Annotated in this window: 11 protein-coding genes and 1 tRNA gene; 9 read left to right on the forward strand and 3 right to left on the reverse strand. The window is 61.8% G+C overall.

Annotated elements, in window-relative coordinates; genetic code table 11:
- Positions 1-165: 165 nt before the first annotated feature.
- Both O3649_RS01620 and O3649_RS01625 read left to right on the forward strand, forming a co-directional pair.
- The gene (locus O3649_RS01620) at positions 166-4,023 is read left to right on the forward strand and encodes a PD-(D/E)XK nuclease family protein (RefSeq protein WP_371572449.1); all 3,858 of its coding nucleotides are present in this window, start codon (positions 166-168) and stop codon (positions 4,021-4,023) included.
- A gap of 79 nt (positions 4,024-4,102) precedes the next feature.
- Complete coding sequence (locus O3649_RS01625; protein WP_371572451.1) at positions 4,103-8,854, forward strand: ATP-dependent helicase; 4,752 nt, start codon at positions 4,103-4,105, stop codon at positions 8,852-8,854.
- A 1,072-nt stretch (positions 8,855-9,926) separates the two neighbouring features.
- Here the strand turns inward: O3649_RS01625 and O3649_RS01630 are convergent.
- On the reverse strand, positions 9,927-10,928 hold the full coding sequence (locus tag O3649_RS01630; RefSeq protein ID WP_371572453.1) for a phosphotransferase: 1,002 nt from the start codon (positions 10,926-10,928) through the stop codon (positions 9,927-9,929).
- A 327-nt stretch (positions 10,929-11,255) separates the two neighbouring features.
- Here O3649_RS01630 and O3649_RS01635 point away from each other — a divergent pair, with 327 nt between their 5' ends.
- Together O3649_RS01635 and O3649_RS01640 are read left to right on the forward strand one after the other, a co-directional pair.
- Positions 11,256-13,175, forward strand: coding sequence for an ATP-dependent helicase (locus tag O3649_RS01635; RefSeq protein ID WP_314848936.1), 1,920 nt, complete (start codon positions 11,256-11,258; stop codon positions 13,173-13,175).
- Positions 13,159-13,791, forward strand: coding sequence for a M48 family metallopeptidase (locus tag O3649_RS01640; RefSeq protein WP_314848938.1), 633 nt, complete (start codon positions 13,159-13,161; stop codon positions 13,789-13,791). Before O3649_RS01635 ends, O3649_RS01640 begins: the two co-directional genes overlap by 17 nt.
- A 178-nt stretch (positions 13,792-13,969) precedes the next feature.
- Here the strand turns inward: O3649_RS01640 and O3649_RS01645 are convergent, their stop codons facing one another.
- Positions 13,970-15,433, reverse strand: a complete 1,464-nt coding sequence (locus O3649_RS01645; RefSeq protein ID WP_371572455.1) for a zinc-dependent metalloprotease — start codon at positions 15,431-15,433, stop codon at positions 13,970-13,972.
- Between the two features lie 298 nt (positions 15,434-15,731).
- On the opposite strand from O3649_RS01645, the gene O3649_RS01650 reads away from it, so the two are divergent.
- From O3649_RS01650 to O3649_RS01670, 5 genes are all read left to right on the forward strand, one after another.
- Entirely contained in the window at positions 15,732-16,955 is a 1,224-nt protein-coding gene (locus tag O3649_RS01650) for a PDZ domain-containing protein (RefSeq protein ID WP_296548575.1), read from the forward strand.
- A 272-nt stretch (positions 16,956-17,227) separates the two neighbouring features.
- Positions 17,228-20,380, forward strand: a complete 3,153-nt coding sequence (locus tag O3649_RS01655; protein ID WP_371572457.1) for a UPF0182 family protein — start codon at positions 17,228-17,230, stop codon at positions 20,378-20,380.
- A 347-nt stretch (positions 20,381-20,727) separates the two neighbouring features.
- A tRNA-Met gene (locus tag O3649_RS01660) sits at positions 20,728-20,804 on the forward strand.
- A gap of 640 nt (positions 20,805-21,444) precedes the next feature.
- Positions 21,445-22,680: an IS256 family transposase gene (locus O3649_RS01665; RefSeq protein WP_371572459.1), complete on the forward strand. Its 1,236-nt coding sequence runs from the start codon at positions 21,445-21,447 to the stop codon at positions 22,678-22,680.
- 98 nt (positions 22,681-22,778) lie between these two features.
- Positions 22,779-23,372 (forward strand): protoglobin domain-containing protein, encoded by a 594-nt coding sequence (locus O3649_RS01670; protein WP_005505324.1) that lies wholly within the window; start codon positions 22,779-22,781, stop codon positions 23,370-23,372.
- A 575-nt stretch (positions 23,373-23,947) separates the two neighbouring features.
- On the opposite strand, the gene O3649_RS01675 is transcribed toward O3649_RS01670, so the two are convergent.
- Complete coding sequence (locus tag O3649_RS01675; RefSeq protein ID WP_371572461.1) at positions 23,948-24,571, reverse strand: cytochrome C oxidase subunit IV; 624 nt, start codon at positions 24,569-24,571, stop codon at positions 23,948-23,950.
- Positions 24,572-25,050: the final 479 nt, after the last annotated feature.

Consider the following 25,050-nt stretch of genomic DNA (forward strand, 5'->3'; position numbering starts at 1 on the left):
AGACTAACCCAGCGGCGGTGCGGGCGCGCGCCCGGTCGTCACGCGGCTGTGGATAAGCCCTTGGCGGGGCGGCATATTAAATCACCGAGGCAGCACATAAGTAGCCGACGAGCCCACAAGACCATCGACAAGGTACAACCGCGCTACAGCCGATAGACTGAAACCATGACAACCCAACTTCTCACCGGCATCCCCGGAACCGGTAAAACCCACCACCTCACCGAACGCGCCCTGCGCTACCTCGCCGACGGGAACGACCCCGCCCGCCTACTCATCCTCGCACCCACCCGCACCGCCGCGACCCGCATGCGAGACACCATCGCCGCATCCAGCGACCGAAGCCTCTCCGTAGCACCCACCCGCGCCTGGGCCGCATACGCCTTCGACCTGCTCAAACGAGGCCAAACCCGCGGGCTACTCAGCGGCGTAGAAGGCAACCTCAAACTCCTCTCCGGCCCCGAACAAGACGTTATCATCGGCGAACTACTCGCCAACCACGCCGAAGGCATCGCCCCCGGACCCGCCTGGCCCGACGTACTCCGCGACGCCCTCGCAACCCGCGGATTCCGCCACGAAATCCGCGACTTCTTCGACCGCATGGCAGAATACGACCTCACCGCCGAAGACGTACACGCCCTCGCCACCGAACACAACCAGCCCGCCTGGCACGCCCTCGCCCAACTGCACACCGAATACCGTGCCGTGCGAGCCCTCCGCGCCAAAAACGCCTACGACCCGGCAGTACTCATCAACGACGCCTGCCGGCTGCTACTGCGCGCCCCCGAATTCCTCGCCGAAGAACGCCGCCGCTACGACCTAATCCTCATCGACGACGTGCAGGAACTCACCCCCTCCATCTACCGGCTGCTACGCCTCATCGCCGCAGAAGTCGCCCCCGCAGACGCCACGCACCTGACCGAAACCCACCCCGACCTCTTCGCTGAAGGCCCCCAGGTTGTCATGACCTACAGCGACGAAGCCGTCGTCCAGGGCTTCCGAGGCGCCCGCCCCGACCTCGTCACCACCCTGCAGGCAAGCTTCCCCAGCATGCGCACCCGCACGCTCACCACCTCGTACCGCCTGCCCGCACTCATGATGCCGCTCGTGGCGGACATTCGCCGCCGCCTGCCACGCTACACCCGGTTTGTGCCGCTCACCGCCGAGCAGGATGGGGCGAAGAATGGTGTGCAGGAGGGGGTAAAGAGTGGTGCGCCCGCAACCTTCGGACGCATCAACACCACACCCGCCGATGAAGCCCTCACTTGGGGCGCCGCCGACGAACCGCTGCTGCACCTGGGTGCCGATGGCAAAATCCTCGACCCCGCCCACTACCGCACCGCACCCGCCGGTGTGTATAAGTATGCGCTCTCCAGCTCTCAGGATGAGGCGAACCTCATCGCCCAAATGCTGCTCGAAGAACGCATCTACGGCAACCACCCCTACCGCGAGTCCGCCATCATCGTGCGTAGCAGCGCGGACGTGGCGCGCATCCGCCGCGTGCTCTCCTCGAACGGTATTCCCTCGCGTACCTCCGCGGCGCTCGTGCCGGTGCGCGACGAGCCCGCCGTACGCCCCTTCCTCGACGCGCTCAGCCTGCTCGTCTACGCCCGCAAGCGCGGCGAGAAGGCGCTCAACCCCGCCGTGCACATGCCCGCCGCAGAAGGCGCAGAAGGTACGGAGGCGGCCGAGCATGGCGGTTACGAAACCCTCAGCGCCTCCGAAGCTGAAGAGCTCATGCGCCGAAGCCTCGACGACGTCATCGCCGAAGAAAGCCGCGCCAACCCCCTCGGTGGCGCGCAGAGCGCCATCACCCTGCTCACCTCCCGACTCGGTGGCGCATCCAGCATGGACGTGCGACGACTCCGCCAGCAGTTGCGATCCATCGAACTGCAAAGCGGCGGCCACCGCCCCAGCGACGACCTGCTCCTCGGCGCCCTGCTACACCCCGAAACCCTCCCCGAAGAGGGCGTAGGACGCGCCGTGCACCGCATCGCAGCCGTGCTCTCCGCCGGACGTAAAGCACTCGCCCGCCCCGAATCCACCAGCACCGAAGTGCTCTGGGCGCTCTGGGAAGCCAGCGGCCTCGAAAAAACCTGGGTCGCCCAGTCGCGCGGCGCAGGCCCCGACGCCGACGCGGCCCACCGCAACCTCGACGCCATGATCGGCCTCTTTGAAGCCGCCGACCGATTCGACGAGCAGATGCACGGCGCCGGTGCTGAGCAGTTCCTCGACTTCATCGACGCGCAGGACCTGCCCATGGACACCCTCGCCGCCCGCGGCGTACGCCAAGACGCGGTCGAAATTCTCACCCCCGCGCTTGCCGCCGGTCAGTCCTGGCGCACCGTATATGTATGCGGTCTGCAGGAAGGCACCTGGCCCAACACCACCGTGCGCGGCTCCCTGCTGAGCACCGGCGACCTCGTTGATCTGTGCGATGCGCGCCTCCGCCAGCGCGCCCAGCAGGCAGAACAACAGGCGGGGGAGCAGCCGGTGCCGCCCGCCCGCATCCGCAGCTACCCCGAACGCGTGCGCGACACCCGCCACGACGAGCTGCGCATGTTCGCCGTCGCCGCCACCCGAGCCAGCACCCGCCTCGTGCTCACCGCCGTACGCAACGACGATCAGGCACCCGGTGAGTTCTTCGACTTCGTGCTACCCACCGACGCGGTTGGCGAATCCACGGACGTGCCCATCACCCGCGTGCGCCGCCCCGCCACCCTGCGTTCCCTCGTGGCGGAGCTTCGCCGCACCCTCGTTGAGGAATCGATGAACGCGATGCGTGCCGAAGACGCCCAGCAGGAGGACACACAGCAGAACGGCGCGCCAATGCACAACGCGCCGGAAGAGGCGCTCACCCCGGAGGCTTCCGCGTACCGACTCGATGCCGCCTCCCGCACTCTGGCGCGTCTGGCGAACGCCCAGGCACCCGGCGCCGCACCCGACGAGTGGTGGGGTCTGCTACCGCTTTCTAGCACGGAGCTGCTCTTTGCCCACCGCCCGGCAGACCACGCTGAGCTGGACGAAAACCATGGCGAAGACGGCGAAGAACAGGCTGAAAACCCCGGCCGCCGCACGATTACGCTTTCGCCCTCGCGCCTGGAAACCATCCACAGCTCCCCGCTGGACTGGCTGGTTTCCGCCGCCCGCGCGGAAGCCCAAACCGACCTGTCCCGCTCGCTCGGAACGCTCGTTCACGCCATCGCCGAGGAGTACCCGACCGGCACCCTCGAAGAGCTCCAAACCGCCCTCGACGAGCGCATTAGCTCCCTCGGCGTGCCCGCCCGCAAGGACGATGAGACCGATGAAGAGTACCGCGAGCGCGTGCCCTGGGAATCCTACGCCCTCTACGAGCGCGCCAAGCGCATGATTCTGCGCCTGAGCTACTACTACCGTCAGCACATGGGTGACGCCGGCTGGCAGAACCTCGGTGTTGAAGGCTCCTTCGCGGTGCGTGTGCCCGTGCCCTTCGACCCCGCCGGTGAGGTCGGCGAGCTGGATGCGCTGCTCACCGGTCGTGTGGACCGCCTCGAGGGTACCGCCCCGGCGGAGGACGGAACCCGCCGCTACGCCATTGTTGACCTGAAAACCGGTAAGTCTAAGCCGACCGGCTCGGAGATGGAGACGCATCCGCAGCTTGCCGCCTACCAGATCGCGGTGGAGGCTGGTGCGGGTGAGCAGCTGGAGGAGCGCTACCGTACCGAAGCCGCCGCCTTGGAGGCGGGCGAACCGCTACCGGATGCCCGCCCCCAGGAGCTGGAGTACACCGGCTACACGGGTCATTCCGCAGGCGCGGCGCTCGTGCAGTTGGGCGCCTCGGGCGTGAACGACGAGAGCAAGACTCGCCTGCAGGTTCAGCCCGCCCTGACGGAGCACGATTCGTGGGCGGCTGAGCTGGTGCAACACGCCGCGGAGCTGATTGCTGGCTCGCAGGTGCAGGCTCGTCACCGTGAGGGCGGCTATGGGTGCCGCCTGCCGGAGATCTGCCCGATTTGTACGCGCGGCCGCCAGGTGACGCAGCCCTAGTAGCCGCGTACCCTACGTTTACTTTCGATATCACTCACCCCGAACCTCCCATGAGAATGATTCATGAGGAAGAGGAATCATGACTGACTCTGGCGCATACGGCGCTGATATGCAGGGCGCTACTAACCCCGGCGCTCACCCCGGTTCTGGCACCGGCATGCTCACCCCCGCCCAGTGGTGCGAGCACAATAGCTGGCAGCTGCCCAACGGCGTGCTCTTCTCTGCAGAAGCCGCCGCAAATGACCCCGCGCTGAAGCCTGCCGACTACCGCAGTGCCCTCGACATTGCCGAGATGCTCAACGGCGCCGACGGTAAGAAGCCGACCCCCGAGCAGGTCCGCATGATTGAGGCGGGCCCCGCCCCGACCCTCGTCATTGCGGGCGCCGGTTCGGGTAAGACTGCGACCATGGTTGACCGCGTGATTTGGCTGGTCGATAACGGTTTTGTGCGCCCTGAAGAGGTGCTTGGCGTGACCTTCACCCGCAAGGCAGCAACCGAGTTGCGCAGCCGTATGCGTGCGGGCCTGAACACTCTGCGCCGTAGCCGCCGCGTCGCCCCGACCGATGAGGAGCTGCGCGAGGGCATCGCTGACCCGACCGTGCTCACCTACCACTCTTACGCGAATAACCTCGTCAAGGAGTACGGTCTGCGCCTGGGCGTGGAGCAGGACGCGCAGATGCTTGGCGACGCGCAGAAGTGGCAGCTTGCCGCGCAGATTGTGCAGTACTGGGAGGGGGAGCTTCCCCTCGATAAGGACGGCGTGCCGGTGTCTGCGGCGACCATGATTAACCAGATGCTGCAGCTTTCTGACGAGTGCGCGGAGCACCTGGTGGAGCCGCAACAGGTTATTGATTTCTGCACCGAGCAGTTGGCGGCGTATGCGGCGGTGCCCGAGCCTCGCCGTGAGACGAAGACTGAGAAGGACATTCAGAAGGTTCAGCGTCTGCTGCGTAACCGCCGAGTGTACGCGCGCATGGTGATGAGCTACGCCCGCGTGAAAGCGCGCATGCAGGTGCTGGATTTTGGTGACCTGATGCGTTTTGCCGCCCGCATTGCGGAGGCTGACCCGGCGATCCGTGAGGGTGAACGTGCCCGCTTCAAGGTGGTTCTGCTGGACGAGTTCCAGGACACCTCGCACGCGCAGATGAGCTTGTTCTCCTCGATTTACGGTGCCGATGAGGCGGCGGGTATTCCGGCGCATCCGGTGATGGCTGTGGGTGACCCGAAGCAGTCGATTTACGGTTTCCGTGGTGCTTCGGACGGTCAGATGTTCAGCTTCTACCGTCATTTCCCGACTAAGCATGTGCAGCCGCTGTTCCTGTCCATTGCGTGGCGTAACGACATTTCGGTGCTGAACGCGGCGAACCATGTGGCGGAGAAGCTGAAGGAGGTTCCCGAGTGGGTGCGTGCCGCCGATGGCGATATTACCGCCGCTCAGGTTCCTGACTTGCGCCCGCGCTGCGCCCTGGTGGGGGAGCCTGGTTCACCCGCTTTTGAGCAGGCTGCCGCGGGCATGGTGGGGCGCGTGGATTTGACGTACCACGACTCTGACCGCGAGGAGGCTGTGGCGATTGCCGAACGTATTGCGGCGATGCGTGCGCAGGCGGTGCGCGAGTATGAGCGCACCTACGCGGCGCATCGTTCCGGCGATGGTTCGGTGCGTCCGCGTCTGAAGATGCCTGAGATTGCGGTGTTGGCGCGTGTGCACGGTCAGCTGGACCCGATTCGTGTGGAGTGCGAGCGTCTGGGTATTCCGGTGCAGCAGGTGGGTTTGGGCGGTTTGCTTTCCCAGCCGGAGGTTGTGGATTTGGTGTCGGCGTTGCGTGTGCTGGCTGATCCGAACCGTTCGGATGCTCTGGCACGCCTGCTGACGGGTGCGCGTTGGCGCCTGGGTGCGGCGGATATGTTGGCGCTGGGCGATTGGGCGCAGTCGCTGGTGCGTGAGCGTGAGCGTGCCCTGCGCGAGCAGATGGCGTTGCGTATGCTCGCCGAGGCTGAAGACGCCGACGACGCTGCTGCTATCAACCTGCAGGCGGAGCACCTGCGTGCCGCTCAGGAGCGTCTGGACGAAACTCTCAAGGGCGCGGTGGAGGATTCCTCCGGCTACGCCTCCCTGATTGAGGCTGTGGAGAACCTGCCGCAGGACGGGGTGGACGGCGAACCTCTCTACGGAGAGCAGTACCGCGGCCGCCGTTTCTCCCCGGCGGCGCTGGAGCGTCTGCGTGCTTTTGCCGAGCAGATGCGCGTGCTGCGTGCCGGTTTGAGCGAGGACTTGGGCACGCTGCTGTACGAGATTGAGCGGACCATGCTGCTCGATATTGAGCTGGCGGTCCGCCCGGGTACCGACCCGCTGGGTTCACGTGCGAACCTGGACACTTTCCACGAGGTGGCCGCCGCCTACGGCATGTCTGCGCCGCGTATTAACGCGATGATTTACGCCGGTTCTGACGGCGTGAGTGCGGAGGAGGGCGATCCGGGTGCGCGCCGCTTCCTGCTGTCTTCGGGCGGCGTGAGCTACGTGATGGGCTTCCTCGCGTGGCTTGAACGTGCCGATGATGAGGAGAAGGGCCTGGCGCTGGGCGCTGTGGAGCCTGACCCGAACGCGGTGCAGCTGATGACCATGCACGCGGCGAAGGGCCTGGAGTGGGATCATGTGCTTCTGCCGGGCCTGTGCGGTAGTGCGACCGGCGGGCAGACCCCGAACCTGTGGCAGATGTCGGCCAATACGGCTCTGCCCTGGCCGCTGCGTGGCGACCGCGAGTACCTTCCCTCGATCCTTGAGACCCCGGAGGAGATTACCTCCTTCGAGAAGGCGAAGGACCTTGAAGACTACCTGGCCGAGCATAAGGATGATGCCGCCGAGCATGCCGGCATGGAGGACCGCCGCCTCATGTACGTGGCGATGACCCGTGCCCGTAACCTGCTGGCGTTGAGCGCCTACCGCTGGAAGAGCGCCGCTATGCTCCCCCTGCCGGTGCAGCCCTTCTGGGAGGAGCTGCTGAAGATGCTTTTCAAGTCGCTCTTCGGCATGGGCACCCCCACGGTAGATACGCCCTCTGTGCGCTTCGAAGAGACGATGGATACCCCCTGGGCGGCGCCGCAGCTGGTGGGTATGGGCTTGTCGTACACGATGGCGAACCCCGCCGATAAGCGCAAGAAGGTGCACCTGAACCATGTGCGCCGCTGGGTTGAGCAGCTGGCGGAGTCGAAGTACCGCCTGGCGGAGCCGGTGACCCTGGTGCACGGTACGGTTGTGGACCCCTCGAACCTGCCGCTCGCCCCCGATGAGGCGGCGCTGCTGGAAGAGCTGGAACTCTACCCCGTAGACGCTGACGAGCTCACTCCCGTACAGGCGGAGGCGCGTGCGAACGCTCAGGCACAATACGCCGAGCAGGTGCAACGCTACGCGTGGGCGCTGGTTGAGGTCATGGCTCCCGCCCTCGCGCAGGATTGGCAGCTGGCGGCTCCTTCCGTACGAGCACGCACGGTGGCGGAGAACTGTACCCGCCTGAACCTGCCGGTGCCCGAATGGATTATCGAAGCCACCGAGCGGGAGAAATGGCGTGAGGCGCAACCGCCTCAGCCCGGTTTCTCACCGACAGTGGCGGCGGCGCTGCCGATTGAGGTGCGCGGCCAGTTCGCCCAGAAGAACTACGAGGACAGGAACCCGAACCTGGGTGCGGTGCTGACCGCCATGTGGCCTTTTGACCCGCTGGAGCGCCCCGTGATTTGGCGTTGGGCTTCTGACGATGCTCTCAACCGGGGCACGGAGGCGATGCTTCGCCGCGGCCAGCATGAGCAGCTGGAACGTGAGATTGCGATTAACTCCTCGAGCCGTCGCGAGGCGGTGGAGCGTGCCGCACTGGCGGTGGAGCTTGCCGTCGGCGCGGGTGAAGATGACGTGCACCAGAGCGGGGATGTATCGGGGGAGAGCACAAGCCATCCTGCAACCGCCGTACCCGCTGTACACGGCGAGTCCGCCATTCCCGAATCCCTGCGCCAGCAGGCGGTGGACTGGGAACGCGAAGCCGACCTGCTGCTACTCATGATGGGGCAGACCGACCCGGTGCTGAGCGATCAGCTGCCGGGGCACCTGTCCGCATCCACGTTCATTCGTCTGAGCGAGGACCCGCAGGGCACAGTGCATCAGCTGATGCGCCCGGTGCCTCAGCGTCCCTCGCGTGCGGCAACGATTGGTACGGCGGTGCACGCGCTAATTGAGGAGCACTTCGGTGTGGTGCCGAGCGCCGACCCGCTGGAGGCACCCGACGCGGAGGACACGGTGGGCGTTGACCTGCCTGGTTCCGCTGCCGCCTCCACCTCCACCGCGCCCGCAGATCCCGCTGACCTGCAGGAACAGGACCAGTTCACCTTCGAGGACGCCTTCGAGGAGTCCGAGAGCGAACTGGACGCCTCCGTTCAGCGCCTCTGGGAGCGCTTCGCCACCAGCGAGTGGGGTAGCGACGAGTGGAAGGACCGCATCTGGGCGGTCGAATACCCGGTCGAAACCCACATCGAGGGCGTAAGCCTGCGCGGCCGTATCGACGCGGTGTTCCGCACCGAGGATGAAGACGGCGAACGCTGGGTCCTGGTGGATTGGAAGAGCGGCTCCCGCCCGAAGATGGCGACCATGCAGTCTCGACGCTTCCAGCTGGGCCTGTACCGCATCGCGTTCTCCCGCATTATTGGCGTAGACCCGGAGCGTATCAGCACCGTGTTCGTGTACCTGGGCGGCAAGGGCGTTGCGGAGGTGTGGGACCACCAGATCCGCGGCGGCCTGCCCACGGAGGCGCAGCTGGCGAAGGTGATTCGTGAGGCGCGCAAGGGCTAAGCAACAAGGCTAAGCGGCAAGGCTAGGCGGCGGAGACATGCGCTCGCGCGTTAGCTTTGAGCCAATAACCGAATACAGAAAAGCAGCTCACGGAGGCATTGCGCCTCGTGAGCTGCTTTTCTGTGTGGACTTCTGCGGTTAATGGCAGAGAACGCCTCTTCACCCCACTGCATTAGGGTGATGAGGCGTCCTCAGCCGCTGAAGAACTATAGAGGTACTTCGTGCCCTCGCACGCTCCGGGAAAGAATCGCGCCGAACGACTGCCGCTCTCGCGGCCTCACTCGCGCCGCCGGCGCCCCGTGGGGTTTGCGTGCGTCTTTACTCTCAAACACAACCTCGAAAGTAACTCTATAGATTTCTGCCATCGGTGATTGGTTGCGCGGTGCATGAATCCGGCTCGGGTCTGACATGACCGGTCAGGGTCCCGTCCAATCTGTCTCCCCACTTTATCGCTGCCACGATATCAGCGCTGGTCAGTGCGCTATGGGGAGTGTGTCCGCTGGTTTTCTCGCGGCACAGCAAAAGTATTCCAGGAGTTTTTGAAAAAATCTACAGGGTAAGTTTTTACCCTAAAATGCACTATTTTGAGCATAGTTCAAGGTGAAGTTGATGCTCTGTGGACTCTTGAAATCAAAAGTTGGTTTATGTGGGTTTGTGGCGTATTTGCGTCCGGGAAATATTGTGAATGGCACCTTTAGCGCACCTTCAAGTCTCAGCCTTAATCTGAGTCATTCATGCACAAAAATGCAAAACTGGCGCTCAAAAGGTGAGGGGAAACACTTAAAGAAATTTCGGCAAAAAGCCCACTAAAGCCCCTCCATTAGCCCTTATAGGCATCATCCCGTCGGTTCGACAGACAGTCAGGAGAGCTGGTTTCACCGGGCGCGAGGCAACGGATTACAACCTAGCGGATATACAGCCCAGTAGATACAGCTCAGCCCCGCAGCGCAGTACTGCGGGGCTGAACCGAAAACCTAGCTGAACCGAAAACCTATGCGGCAGGTGACACCCTGGCTGGCAACACTCTGGCGGCTACTTACCCTATGAGCTACTCGGCGGGGCCGACCAATATCTACTCGGCGGGACCGACCAGCGGGCCGACCTCCTCCTGTCCGAGCAGTTCGCCGGAGGCACGCAGGTCGTCCTGAATGTCCAGGAGCATGGACACTGCGTGGGTTGCGCCGTCGCGGTCGCCGACCTCCACGGTGTGGGTGAGCCACTGGGCGATCGCGAACTCTGCGTAGAAGTTCGCGCGCTGCGCCAGGTAGGCGTCGGGCAGCTGAGGCATCTGCTGGCGGTACACCTCGATTGCCTCGTCGGTGAAGTCGATGTCCTGGCAGGAGTACAGCCATGCGAAGTCCTGTGCGGGGTCGCCCACGTGCACCTCGGACCAGCCGGTGACCTCCACGATGCGCGCCTCCGTAGGAGTCACGTGCAGTACGAGGTTCTCTGCGCCCATGTCGCCGTGGACCACACGCGGACGGAACTGCCACATGGGTCCGGGGGAGAGCACAGCACGCCAGTGCGCGAGCAGGTCGGCGGGCACCTTACCGGTTGCGGCGGCACGCTCCAGCTCGGCGTTCTTGCGCAGGCGAATCTGCTCCGAAGAGTAGGAAGGCAGGTCGGCTTCGTAAATGATGTCTTCGGGCATCACGTGCAGGGTCGCGATGTCCTTGGCGATGATGGACGCCAGGGAGGGGCGGCGCGCCGCAACTTCGCGGCGGCTCAGCTCGGCGAGCTGGTCCACGTCGTAGATGGTGCCGGGGATGTGCGTGTACACGAACACGTTGCCGCCCGCGTAGGGTACGGTGCCGGCGACGGTGGGCACGGCGAAGGGCAGTCGGGCGCGCAGACCGGGGCTGAACGACTGCAGGATGAGGTGTTCAGCTTCCAGGCGCATGCTGGCGTCGGGGCGGCGCGGGGCGCGCACTCGCCAGCGGCGACCGGTGGAGTCGGCGATGATTGCCGAGTCGAAGTCGTCGCTGTCTTCGCGGATCGGTTCAGCGCCGACGGGGTAAATCCCGGGCACTCCGGCGGAGACGATGGCTGCTAGCTGAAGGGGAGATAAAGTCACGGGTTAAGGTTACCAAACCAATGTGTGCCGTTTAGTAGTTTTTGGGATCTTTATGCCAAGTGGTGAAGATACTTGTGGACAAGCCTAAACGTGCTCGCCTGCGCTGCCTGTTGAGCTTCTACTTGCCCACTCCAAAAGAGGCTGGTTCCTCACGCCCTGAACGAAAGCAACAGCTAAGAAGCCGCGGCGGGTCTGGAGAACACAGTCTGGGAGAATACAATGGAAGACCGGCTATCACCGTCTCACGCACACGCATACACGCATGTCCGTATGCCCGCGCGAGCGCACGCCGCCTGCCCGTACCGCCCGCCTTACTGATGGAGCATTATGACCGCCACACCTCAGCAGCCTCAGCATATGATCTCCGCAGACGATATCCTTGCCGGGCTTGACCCGGATCAGCGTGCGGTCGCGACCGAGCTGGACGGCCCCATGCGCGTGCTGGCGGGTGCCGGTACCGGTAAGACCCGCGCGATTACGCACCGCATCGCCTACGGTATTGCGATTGGCCGCTACCAGGGCCCGCGCGTGCTCGCCCTGACCTTTACCCTGCGCGCGGCGGAGGAGATGCGTACCCGCCTGCACCAGCTGGGTGCGCACGGCGTGCAGGCGCGTACCTTCCACTCGGCGGCGTTGCGTCAGCTGGCGTATTTCTGGCCGCAGGTGGTGGGCGGTACGTTCCCGTCCATCGTGCAGAATAAGGCAGCACTCATTACGGAGGCGGCGAACCGTCTGCGCATCAGCACGGACCGTTCTCTGCTGCGTGATTTGGCATCGCTGATTGAGTGGGCGAAGGTTCAGCTACTCACCCCGGATACCATCATGCAGCGTCTGAGCGAGAAGCAGCTGCCCTCGACGGTTACCCCGCAGAATATGCAGCGTATTTTCCAGGCGTATGAGGATTTGAAGGATGAGCGTAACCTCATCGACTTTGAGGACGTGCTGCTGCTGACCATCGCCATGCTGGAGGAGGATGAGAAGCTCGCCGCGACCGTCCGCAACCAGTACCGCCATTTTGTGGTGGATGAGTACCAGGACGTGTCTCCGCTGCAGCAGCGTCTGCTGGATGTGTGGCTGGGTGGCCGCGACGATATTTGCGTGGTGGGTGACGCCTCTCAGACGATTTACTCTTTTACCGGTGCGACCAGCCGTTACCTGCTGGATTTTGCGCGCCGGTACCGTGGCGCGCACACGGTGAAGTTGACCCGCGACTACCGCTCGCATTCGCAGGTGGTGGAGTTGGCGAACCGTCTGTTGGCGGCGCGTCGTCCGCATCCGGATTCGAGCCCGCATTCGTGGGCGCCGCCGCTGGAGCTGATGTCTCAGCGCGGCCCCGGCGTGGATGTGGAGTGGTTCGGCTATGCCGACGATGAGCAGGAGGCGGCCGGCATTGCCGAGGATATCCGCGACCTGATTGAGAAGGACGGCGTGCCGCCTTCAGAGATTGCCGTGCTGTTCCGCACGAACGCGCAGTCGGCGGCGATTGAGTCTGCGCTGGCTGCCGCCCATATTCCGTACCAGCTGCGCGGCGCGGAGCGTTTCTTTGAGCGCCCCGAGGTCAAGCAGGCGATGCTTGCCCTGCGCGGTTCGGCGAAGTCCACGGACGGTACCGAGGACGTCACCCGCTACACCCGCGATGTACTCGGCGGCCTCGGCTATAAGGAGGAGGGCCCCCTTTCGGGAGGCGCCACCCGCCAGAAGTGGGAGTCCCTCGCCGCCCTGGTGCACATGGTGGACATGATGGCGCAGCACCGCCAAGAGCAGCTTCAGGAGCACCGCGCGAACCCGCGCCCGGGCGTGCCCGAGCCACTACCTTTGACCATGCACGAGGTCGTGGCGACCCTGAACCACCGCAGCGAATTCAATGACGCACCGCAGGTCAACGGCGTAACCCTCGCCTCCTTGCACGCGGCTAAGGGCCTGGAGTGGGACGCCGTGTTCCTGTGCGGCCTGAACGAGGGCCTCATGCCCATCACTTTTGCGACCACCCCGGACGAGGTGGATGAGGAGCGCCGCCTGCTGTACGTGGGCATTACGCGCGCCCGCAAGTACCTGTGGCTAACCTGGACGATGACCCGCACCGTGGGCGGTCGCGGTCAGCGTAAGCGTTCGCGTTTCCTGGACGATATTGATCCGGCGAAGCGCCGCCGCAGGGTGGAGAGCGCCGGTTCCTCGTACGGCCAGGCCCGCTCGGCTCAGACTCGCCGTTCGTCGAAGGGAAGAGGAGATTATGGCTCAGCGTTTTAAGCGTGAGATTCTGCCCGCCACCGAGGACCGCCCGCAGATTGAGCTGGTCCGCTCGGCGCGCCGCACCCGCACCATCAGCATGCAGCGCAACGGCGTGGACGAGCACGGCAACCCCGCCTACCGCCTGCTCATTCCCGCCGCGAGTACGAGCGAAGAGATTGACGAGCATATTGCCCGCCTGCTGCCGCGCATTCAGCGTCGTGCCGCCCGCCGTGAGCGTGCCACGCAGCTGACGGTCACGGACGAGTACCTGTGCTCCCGCGCCCTGCACCTGGCGCAGAAGAACCTGCCGGAGCTGGTCGCCTCGGGCAGGCTCGAGAAGCTGTCGATTCGCTGGGTGAGCAACCAGCGTCAGCGCTGGGGCTCGGCAACCTACGCGAACACGCAGATTCGCATCTCCTCGGAGCTGCAGGGCGTGCCCGAGTACGTGCTGGATTCGGTGATTCACCACGAGCTCTGCCACCTGCTGCAGCCGAATCATTCGGCGGCGTTCCGTGCCCTGGAGGCGCGCTACCCGCAGCTGCTGCGGGCGCAGGCCTACCTGGAGGGGTACGCGCTGGGGCGCTCGCGTGCTGAAGGTGAACGGGGCGAGCGCGGCGAAAATAGCGCCGGCTAAAATCCAGCCGGCTAAAATCCAGCCGGCTAACGCGCTTCCCGAAAATCAAAGAATCAAAAACCAAACGAAACACCTCGAGCGGGGGTGGCTTGTACATTCACAAGCCACCCCCGCTCGAGTGTCAGCTATTTACTTTCGCCGCTCAGCTTTACTTCGCTCAGCGTTACTTGGCTCAGCTCTACTTTTCTTCGGGCGCGTCGCCGAATCCGCCGTCCAGCAGCTTCTGCAGCTCCGAGTCGAAGTCCACGTCGTCCAGGCTGATTTCGTTCATGCGTGCATCGTATGCGGTGAAGTCTTCCAGCTCGGCGGGGGTGGGCAGGGTCTCCGGGGTGTCCCAGAGGCCGTCGCGGGCCTCAATGCCGTGGGAGTTTTCGTACCAGCGCCAGAACTGCTGTGCCTCACGCACCAGGCGCGGGCGCAGTTCCAGGCCGACCAGGTTCTCGAAGACCTGCTCGCTGGGGCCGCCGTCGATGCGGCGGCGCGCCATGATTTCGGTCAGCTGCGGTGCCTTGGGCAGGTTGCGGGTCGCGTCCTCGGTGACGACGGATACCCAGCCTTCGATGAGGGCGAGCAGACCCTCCAGGCGCTGTACCGCCAGTTCCTGGTCTTCGGTGCGCTGGGGGCTGAACATGCCGCCTTCGAATGCTTCCTGTACGGCGTCGGGGTTGCTCATGTCTACCTGGGATGCGGCGTCCTGCATTCGGTTCATGTCCACGCGGATGCCGCGGGCGTAGCGCGCCACGAGCTGAACCAGGTCTTCACGCAGCCAGGGGTTTGCCTTGTGCAGACGGATCAGCGCGGATTCACGCACGGCAAGGTAGAGCAGGATCTCCTGCGGGGGCACCTCGATGCTCTCGGCGAGCTGCTGGTAGCCGTTGGGCAACAGCGCGGAGGAGCCGGGTGCGAGGGGGAAGCCCACGTCGGTGGATGAGTACACTTCACCGGCGAGCTGCGCGAGCGCCTGAGCCATCTGCGCACCAAAAATTACGGAACCAATGTTGTTCAAGAAGCCGCTGTTGAGGATCTGAGAAATCTCTTCGGGCACGTCTTCGGGTGCGCCGGGCATGACCATGGACTGGGTGACTTCGGCTGCGACCGGCTCGACCATTTCGCGCCAGGAGTCGAAGGAATGCTCAACCCATTCCGCCTTGGACCATGCCTGCACCGGGTGGTTGTGGCGCTCAATGGTGGTTACGGCATCCAGCCAGAGGTCTGCGAGGTTCGCCGCGTCTTCTACGGCGCGCTTGAGGTTTTCGGGTACGGAGGGGTCTTCACCCATGGAGGCGAGCATCTGGCGGGTCTGGTTCTTCACGCTATCCCAGTTCACACCGCTGGGGCTGTCGGATGCGCCCGCGCCGGAGAACATCGCCTGCACCTGCGCGAACATGCTCTGCATCATGGCGGGGTCAAAGCTCATGCCCATGTTCTTCAGGTCTTCGGGGTCGATGCTGATGCCGAAGGGGTTCTGGCCGCCTTCGCCGAAGAGCGCGCTGAAGGGGTTCTGCGCGTTGGAGGAGGCGCCCTTGCCGCCCTGGCCGGTTGCCCCAGCGGAGGGGTCGAAGCCCTGCTCCTGCATCTTCTTAATGAATTCTTCGAGGGGGTCGCGCTCGTTGGAGGCGCCGCCGGTGGGGTTCTCAGACATGTAGAAGCCTTTCGTAATCCGGGGGTGGGCGCAGCTGGCCCGCTCGCTGTCCAGCCTACCGATTTTTGCTGAGAATTTCCCGTGCCACCGCTGTGGAAGCGGGTTAATCAGCTAAGGGCTCACAAGCTTGTCTTTGGGGCCGGGGTTTGGGAGTTTTTTTCGTGCCGCTGTCACCGTGCGGTGCTGATAAAGCGCGGTGCGGGTCGGAACGTAAACGCCTCCTGGGGCTCTATTTTTAGCGGGGTAACGGTGCCCGCCCGCGTGTTGAAAAGCAGGTTTATCCGGTACTGTAGAAACCATGACTAAGTCCACCCCTGATGCTGAGCAGCAGTCGAACGCCGCCTCCGCGAGCGTGAAGAGTAATGAGAAGGCGGCTAAGCGCCGTTCGCGTTTTGCGCCGCGCCGCGTGAACTTGCGTTCGGTGAGCGCTGTGGCGACGTGCGCCCTGCTGGCTGGTGCTTTTGTTCTGCCCAGTTCCTATGTGAAGGAGGGTCCCGGCCCGCTCTTTGACGTGCTCGGAACGTACCAGGAGAAGGACGTCATTGAGGTTTCTGGTGCGCCCAGCTATAAGACGTTCGGCAAGATGAACATGACCACGGTGTCGGTTTCGGGTGGCCCGTACACGGAGCTGTCCGGTGCGGAGGCGTTCTACGGCTGGTTGGCGTTTGACGGTAACCGCAGCCTCGTGGTGCCGACCGATGCCCTGTACCCGCATGTGAGCCACGAGCAGGCGACGGCGGCGACCGGCGCGCAGATGGCTGATTCGCAGACTCAGGCGAAGGTCGCGGCGATGCGCCAGCTGAAGATGGCGGTGACCGAGAAGGTTCAGGTGCTTTCCACGGTGGAGGGTTCCCCGGCGGCAAGCGCGCTGAAGGCTGATGACCGCATCGTGAAGGTGGGGGAGAAGCAGATTGAGACTCTCACCGATGTTCCGAAGGCGGTGAACGCTTCGAACGGCTCGCCGATTGATGTGACCGTGGAACGTGACGGCAAGCAGCAGACCTTTAAGCTGACCCCGGTTCGTTCCAGCGACAATAGCCGCTGGATTCTGGGCGCGGGTTTGAAGCAGAGCTATGACCTGCCGGCGCACGTGCAGTACAACCTGGACGGTGTGGGCGGCCCGAGCGCCGGTCTGATGCTGGCGCTGGGTACGGTGGATAAGCTGAGCGAGGGTACTCTGCTCGCCGATGAGGATGCCGGAGGCGACCCGTACCGCAGCTACATTTCGGGTACCGGCACGATTGATGCAGACGGTAAGGTCGGCGCAATTGGCGGTATCAAGTACAAGATTCTGGCGACGGGCCGTTACGGTGCGCGCTACTTCTTGGCGCCTAAGGAGAACTGCGATTCGATTGTGAAGATGCAGGCGCAGGACCCCGACCTGTTCAACTACTATCACGCCGGTCAGGTGCGCGGCACGATGGTGGTTGTGCCGGTGTCGACCCTGGATGAGGCGGTGAAGACGGTCGAGGCGATTAAGTCCGGCACCCCGGATGATTCCCTGCCCCGCTGCGGTTCCTAACATAACGTTTTTCTCCGCAAGGTTCTCACCCGTATAGCGTAGAAGTCAGCCCCGGTACTTTACGGTACCGGGGCTGTTCTGTGCCCTATTCTCTGTCCTCGTCTGCGTCTCCGTAATCCTCGCCAGCACCTCTCATCTCAGCATTTCGCGCCCCAAAACCTCTCAACCGGTCATATTTCGCCCCGAGCTTCTACGAGGTTCTGCCCTTCTGCGTCACCTCTGAGATACTTAAAGGCAGTTATTTTCTCTGAACGTATGATGAGCGAGGAATTGTGTCTGAGTCGACCAATAACACCGCGCATCCCAAGCCGACGAATCCTGCCCCCAAGCGCCGTAGCCCCCTGAAGGCAACGATTGCTGTGGTGGCGGTGCTCATTGCTGCTTTTGTGGGTGCGTCCCAGGTGTACACGGACTGGCTGTGGTTTGATCAGCTGGGTTATAGCACCGTGTTCACTACCCAGATTTTGTTGAAGGCAGCCGTGTTTGTGGTGGCTGCCGTGGTGATTGCTGTGCCGCTGTGGGCTTCGATGTCCTACGCGGTCCGTCATGCTGATGTGGCGCCGGCGTCCGAGAAGAAGCCGCAGGAGGCGCCGAACCCGAATCAGAGCGTGCCGACGAGCGGCACGGATGCTGCCGAGCAGATGCTGCGTGACGTGTTTGGTCAGCAGCGTGCTGAGGAGAGCATGCGTCGCTACCACGAGAGCGTGGATAAGGCGCGTAAGGTTCTGCTGATTGTGGTTCCGCTGCTGTTGGGTCTGTTCATTGCTTCAGCGACGATGACTCAGTGGAGCACCGTCGCGCTGTTCTTCAACCAGCAGTCCTTCGGTAAGACTGACCCCGAGTTCGGTCTGGATTACGGGTTCTTCCTGTTTGCGTTGCCGTTCTTCCGCATGGTGGTGACTCTGGTGACCTCCGCTGTGGTGCTGTCGGCGCTCGCGGGTCTGTTCATGCACTACTTCTACGGCGGTATTAAGGTTCAGCCCGGTGGTGTGAGTACCACGTCGGCATTCCGCCGTCACGCTGCGATTGTGGTGGCTGTGTTTTTGCTGACTCGTGCGGTGAGCTTCTGGCTGGATCGTTATTCGTCGACTCAGCAGCAGGTGGGCCGCTGGGCTGGCGCAATGTACACGGATGTGAACTCGTCGATTCCGGTGAACGCTATTTTGGCGATTTCTGCTTTGCTGGTGGCGATCATGTTTGTGGTGGCTGCTTCGATGAATCGTTGGCGTCTGCCGCTGATTAGCACCGCGATGCTGGTGATTGTTGCCGTGGTTGCTGGCGGCCTGTACCCGTGGATTGTTCAGCGTTTCCAGGTGGTTCCGAATGAGCAGGGCGCTCAGTCAAAGTTCATTCAGCGCAATATTGATGCGACCCGTTACGCGTACGGTCTGGACAAGATTGAGACCACCCCGTATGACGCGACGATTGATACCCGTGCCGGTGCTTTGAGCTCTTCGAGCGCGACCATTGCGAATATCCGTCTGTTGGATCCGAATGTTGTGTCCTCGGCGTTTGCGCAGATGCAGCAGTTCCGCCCGTACTACCGTTTTGATTCGCAGCTGTCGGTGGACCGCTATGCGGTGGGTAACACCACGCAGGATACGGTGTTGGCGGCTCGTGAGCTGAACCCGGCGCAGACGAGCGGCGATTCCTGGTATAACCGCCACGTGGTGTACACCCACGGTTATGGCGTGATTGCCGCGTACGGTAACCAGGTGGATTCTGCGGGTAACCCGAAGTTCTTGCAGTCCGGTATTAAGGCGACCGGTACCCTGAGCGAGGATTATGAGCCGCGTATTTACTTTGGTATGAGCTCGCCGGAGTATTCGATTGTGGGCGGTAAGGGCGACACCCTGGAGTTGGACCGTCCGCTTTCTGCTGAGGAAACCAACGCCTCCGATGCGAAGTACACTTTTGCCGGTTACGGTGGTCCTCGCGTTGATTCGCTGCTGGCTCGTCTGTCCTACGCGATTAAGTTCCAGTCCTCTGACATTCTGCTGTCGGATGCGGTGCGTGAGGGTTCGCAGATTCTGTATGAACGCAACCCGCTGGACCGTGTGCGTAAGGTGGCGCCGTACCTGAGCGTGGATTCTAAGCCGTACCCGGCGATTGTGAATAACCGCGTGCAGTGGATCGTGGATGCATACACCACGAGCGATCAGTTCCCCTACGCGCAGGGTAGCTCCCAGGACGCGGCAACCGCTGCGGGTGCTCAGCGTTCTAACTCGGTGAATTACATCCGTAATTCGGTGAAGGCTACGGTGGACGCGTATGACGGTTCGGTGACCCTGTACGCGTGGGATGAGGAGGATCCGGTGCTGAAGGCGTGGCAGGGTGTTTTCCCTGGCACGGTGAAGAGCTACCGTGAGATGAACGCTTCGCTGATGAGCCACGTGCGTTACCCGACTGACATGTTCAATATTCAGCGCACCATGCTGAATAAGTACCACGTGACGAACGCGAATAGCTTCTACGCCGGTGACGATGTCTGGTCGATTCCGAACGACCCGACTAATGATCGTAACCAGCCGATTTCGCCCTACTACCTGTCCCTGCAGATGCCTGGTGATTCTCGTGCGCACTTCTCGTTGACGACCACGTTCATTCCTCAGCAGAGCGATTCGAACTCTCGTAACGTGATGTACGGCTTCCTGGCGGCTAATGGTGATGCCGGTACCGGTAAGGACGGCGAGCGTAGCCCCGATTACGGCAAGCTGCGTCTGCTGGAGTTGCCGCGTTCTTCGGTGGTTCCCGGCCCGGGTCAGGCTCAGAATATTTTCAACTCTGATGCTGAGGTGTCGAACCAGCTGAACCTGCTGCGCCGCGGTTCGTCTGAGGTTATTAACGGCAATATGCTGACTCTGCCGGTGGGCGGCGGCATGCTGTACGTTCAGCCGGTGTACGTGCAGTCGAGCGGTGACGCTAAGTACCCGCGTCTGCAGCGTGTGCTGGTGAGCTTCGGCGATAAGGTCGGTTTCGCTCCGACTCTGGAGGAGGCGCTGAACCAGGTGTTTGGTGGCTCTTCGGGTGCGAAGCTGGACGGCTCGGCGGCTAGCCCCTCGGCTTCTGCCTCTGGCTCCTCTGGTACCTCTGGTTCTTCGGGCGCTGCGACCGGTGGCTCGTCGGCTTCGCAGTCTTCGGAGCTGAAGCAGGCTCTCAACGATGCCTCGAAGGCGATGACCGATGCTGATGCGGCGATGAAGAAGGGCGACTGGGCTGCCTACGGTGAGGCTCAGAAGCGTCTGGAAGCAGCCGTGAAGAAGGCTCTGGAGGCTGAGGAGGCGCAGAGCGCGGCTTCCGCTAAGGCTTCGGCAGCGCCCAGTGCCTCTGCGGCTCCGAGCGCCTCTGCAGCTCCCAGTGCCGCGGCTTCTGCAAGCGCCCCCGCAAGCGCGAAGCCCAGCGCCAGCGCCTCGGCTTCTCGCTAAGACTAAGAGGCTAAGCCTAAGAGACAGCGGGGGAGTAGCCCATACCGGAGGCTCATGGGTCTAGCGTCCTCGCTCTAGATCCGGGGCCTGCACTGGATACGGCTCCTACCGACTAGCTCTAGCGGTCTCTGCGGGAACATCTCTGCGGGAACGGGGTGGAAGTGATTCACTTCCACCCCGTTCCTGTATGTTCTACCCCTGGCACTGCCCCGTAGCCCCTATTCCTACCCAACTGCTTTCTACCCAACTGCTTTCTACCCAACAGCCCCTATTTTTGTGTGCTTGGTTACAAATCGCGTTTTTGGCTTGCATGCCCGGTTTGGGGTCTGTATAGTTGTATGAGTCGCCGCGGGGTGGAGCAGTTCGGTAGCTCGCCGGGCTCATAACCCGGAGGTCGCAGGTTCAAATCCTGTCCCCGCAACCAGAAAAACCCGGTATCTCAACGAAAAGTCGCTGAGATACCGGGTTTTGTTTTGCCCTGACGAGACCGAATCCCTATGTTATTCCCTACCTTTCAGCCAAACTCAGGCCCGTCGTCGAGGTGGGGGGAGGGGGGACTATCACCCAACATCGAGGACTATCATCCAACGCCCCTTCGGGGCGTATGACTATCTTCGCTCGTGCATGATCTCGTGGGAGGGAGGTTGCAGAGGAGGATTTTCACCGCCTAATCGGCGTTGATACCGGCTGTTTACCGCCTGAAAATGCAAAAGCGGTATAGCATTTTCCCTCGTATCTCAACCGAATCCCAACCCTTTACCGCCTAAAACCGAAAACTTTTATATATACACACGCATATGTAGGAAGATGAACACTCGCGTGTACACTTTTTAGAAATTAGGCGGTAGAGGCGGCAACACACTATGTTTTGACTGATATACCAACGTTTTCGATATACCGCTTAGCCTCAAACAGGCGGTAACTAAGCGGGTGAAAGAGTAGCGTCCCGCATAGTGGTGTAACCGTGTGGTGATCGGCCCGTTGCTTGTGATGGGTGCGGTCACCGTGTGATCCTTCGAGAAAGCTCTTCTACTTCTGACTCGAAATGATTTGGAGGCACAACGATGACCGCTCCTCATATTATCGACCCTGCTGGCATGCTTGGCGAGGCGTTGTCCCAGGCATCCCCAGATTTGATGCGTTCCCTGCTCCAGCACGTCATTAACGCGTTGCTATCAGCGGACGCTGACACCGTGTGCGGGGCCCAGTGGGGCCAACAAGACCCGCAGCGTCAGGCCCAGCGCAATGGGTATCGCTACCGGCCCCTGGATACCAGGGTCGGCACCATTGACGTGGCGATCCCCAAGCTACGCTCAGGCACCTACTTTCCAGAGTGGCTGTTGCAGCGCCGCAAACGCTCCGAAAACGCCTTGATCACAGTGGTTGCTGACTGCTACTTAGCGGGAGTATCCACACGCCGCATGGACAAGCTCGTCAAAACCCTGGGGATCACAGGACTATCGAAGTCCCAGGTCTCACGTATGGCAGCCGACCTGGACGAACACGTGGACGAGTTCCGCCATCGCCCCCTCGACGACGCTGGGCCTTTCACGTTCGTCGCCGCTGACGCACTGACCATGAAGGTGCGCGAAGGAGGACGCGTCGTCTCGTGCGCGGTCCTGGTTGCCACCGGAGTCAACAATGACGGACACCGCGAAGTACTGGGGGTGCGCGTATCCACCAGCGAGACCGGCCCGGCGTGGAACGAGTTCTTCGCCGACCTGGTCGCCCGAGGCCTCACCGGCGTGCGCCTGGTGACCAGTGACGCCCATCTGGGCCTGGTTGAGGCCATCGCCGCCAACCTACCCGGAGCCACCTGGCAACGATGCCGTACCCACTACGCCGCTAATCTCATGTCCGTCACCCCCAAAGCACTATGGCCCGCTGTCAAAGCGATGCTGCACTCGGTGTATGACCAGCCCGACGCCGCCTCAGTCAACGCTCAATACGACCGACTCTTGGACTACGTGCACGACAAGCTCCCCGCTGTGTGTGATCACCTCGATCAAGCCAGGGCAGACGTCCTCGCCTTCGCGTCCTTCCCCACCGGGGTATGGACCCAGATCTGGTCCAACAACCCCAATGAGCGCCTCAACCGCGAAATCCGCCGACGCACCGACTCCGTGGGGATCTTCCCCAACCGCCAGGCCATCATCCGCCTGGTCGGAGCCGTCCTCGCCGAACAAAACGACGAATGGGCCGAAGGCCGACGCTACCTCAGCCTCGACATCCTCACCAAATCACGACTCACACCACAACCCACCGGGCAGGAGGACACCCCACTCCAACTCAGCGCATAACCCACTCCGAAGGACACAAAACGATTACACCACTCCACAGGACTTGACCTGAGCAAGAGCACGTTCTACAATTGACGCATAAGTTCAAGGGGGTTCGCATGACCGCTTACGACCACTCGTCGGGGTACACCTACGGCACCGATGCCGTCCCCACGTCTCCGCTCACACTCGAGGATCTACGCCAGATTGAGGCCGCCGCGCACGTCCAGCCCGGTGACGCAGAGCTGCTCGCGCGAGCAGAACCCATCCTGGCGCCGCATGCCATGGAAATGGTCGACACGTGGCGCGGGATTTTGGCTCAAAAGACCTACCTGGCAGCACATTCCGCGCATCCGGATGGACAGCCGAACCCCGAGTACGCGCAGGCGTCAAAGCCCCGATTCGCCCAGTGGATCATCGACATGTGCACGCGCGAGCGGGATCAGGCGTGGTTGGACTACCAGTACCTGATTGGAGCTCGACACATGACCGCGGCGAAGAACGCGGCGGATGGGGCGGACTCGACGCCATTCGTGCCTCTGCGCTACGTGCTCGCCTTCATCGCGCCGACTGTGGAGGTCGGGCACCGTCTCCTGGCGGAGGGCTTCGAGGGCGCAGAACTGGACGCTGTCCGTGACGCGTGGACTCGCGCTGTGACTGTCGCCGTGACAGTGTGGGCGTATGCCTACCGCGATCACCCCGAGCAATTCTGATCCGGCGCTCGCCACCTACGACTCCCCCATCGGCCGCCTCACGCTTGATAGCGGTGTATTCGTCTTTCGCACTCTCTGACTGCTCTCCCTGGAAGCCTCAGTGGCTTCCAGGGAGAGCTTTCTTTCTGGGTTATAGGACACTACGTGTTGCTGGTTGGGTGACTTTTCGGCTTTCTGGTGCGGGAAAGTCACTCTTTCAGTTGGTCGTGTTTGCCTCGTTCCTGTGAATACTGCATCGTGCTCTGTGTGTGGCTGCCCCATGATCCGTCACGGTAAGAAGTCAACAGGAGGTCCTTTGAAGATCGCGGTGGTAGAAGTCCGCTCATCATCAAGGACCTCGACCTCTACCCACAACCCCCGACCAATACCTGGTCACCCACACTCAACTCGGAAGAGCCGGAAATAGCCTTCGTGATAGCGGAATAAAACGAAGGTGTGGAACTTGCAAGGACCGATCTCAAACTGGGATTCGATAGAACAGTTTAGCAAACGCTGACTTCGCTTTGCCGTCACTTGGAAACCTATCCGTTGGAAGTGCAGCTATCCTCACATACGCTTTTCCAAGTGAAGTATAGCTATGCACGTTTCACCGACGTTAGTAAAAACCCCGAACTTATCGCAGCCAACAGAAACCCGGTAGAAAATATATAGGAGCCAAAGGTGACGCCTTTTAAAATCCAAGTCGTGGGAACGACAGCAAACAAGATCGGTGAGTTCGCAAAATCACCTGTGCTAATCGGAAGACCTGCCACCACAAAAAAGATGATAACAATCCATGAAACTAATGAAGTAGTCCAAAGCCGAAGCGCAAAACAGGCCAGAGTTAGCACAACCGAAGAGAAAACAAGTACTAAAGCAGTATGACTCGACAGTCGCTCATTAACAAGCTCGCCAATGATAGAGACATAAAGCAGACTCAAACAAAGGTTAACTACTTGTGCGAGAAGCAGCGATTTAGCAATGAACCGGAGCAGAACTTTATCGTGAATACTAAACGAGACGTACGAGGCAGGGACCTTAGCATGCGACAAAGCTAGACCTGCCGTGGCAATTGGGAGCATGATGAGTAACGCGGATTGCGCTACGGCAATGGTATTTCCATAACGGAGAAACAGCAGCGGAAGAACTAGTGCACCGAGATAAGCGATCGTGACCCAACGAATGATTGCAATTCGCTCGATAGAACACAAAGACTTCATTTTCTTACTGCTCCTTTACTTCGAAACCTAGCCACAAGAACATAGGTAATAATTAGGATTGGTACCGGGATAAGCGCAGAGAAACCGAAATTTGATTGCTCCTGGATATCTACGAACGAGATTGCGGTACCATTGAGATTCAGCCCTACGGAGTGGAGGGCGTTTGATATGTATGGGGTAGCATTGTCAGCTAGGTTACCGGGTAGCACTATCCAGAAGTACAGAAGAACACCTGAAATTACCGCGGCAGTCGGAGGTTTTGAGAGACTTTCTAATGTCGAGTAGATCAGAGCAATTAGTATACTTTGGAAGGTAAGAAAGCAAAGCAGGGTTGCTAGCCCAGAGTGCATTTTCGAACCAGACAAAACCATTGTTAGATCGAATAGCAGCACACTAAGTAGGTTTACAAGAACTATTGAAAGTGTTCGACAGATGGTGCGTAGGACGCTAGGCAACCAGGCAATGTATACCTGCTGAGG

This window comes from Rothia sp. 27098_8_29 (genome assembly GCF_041432785.1).
Lineage (GTDB): Bacteria > Actinomycetota > Actinomycetes > Actinomycetales > Micrococcaceae > Rothia > Rothia mucilaginosa.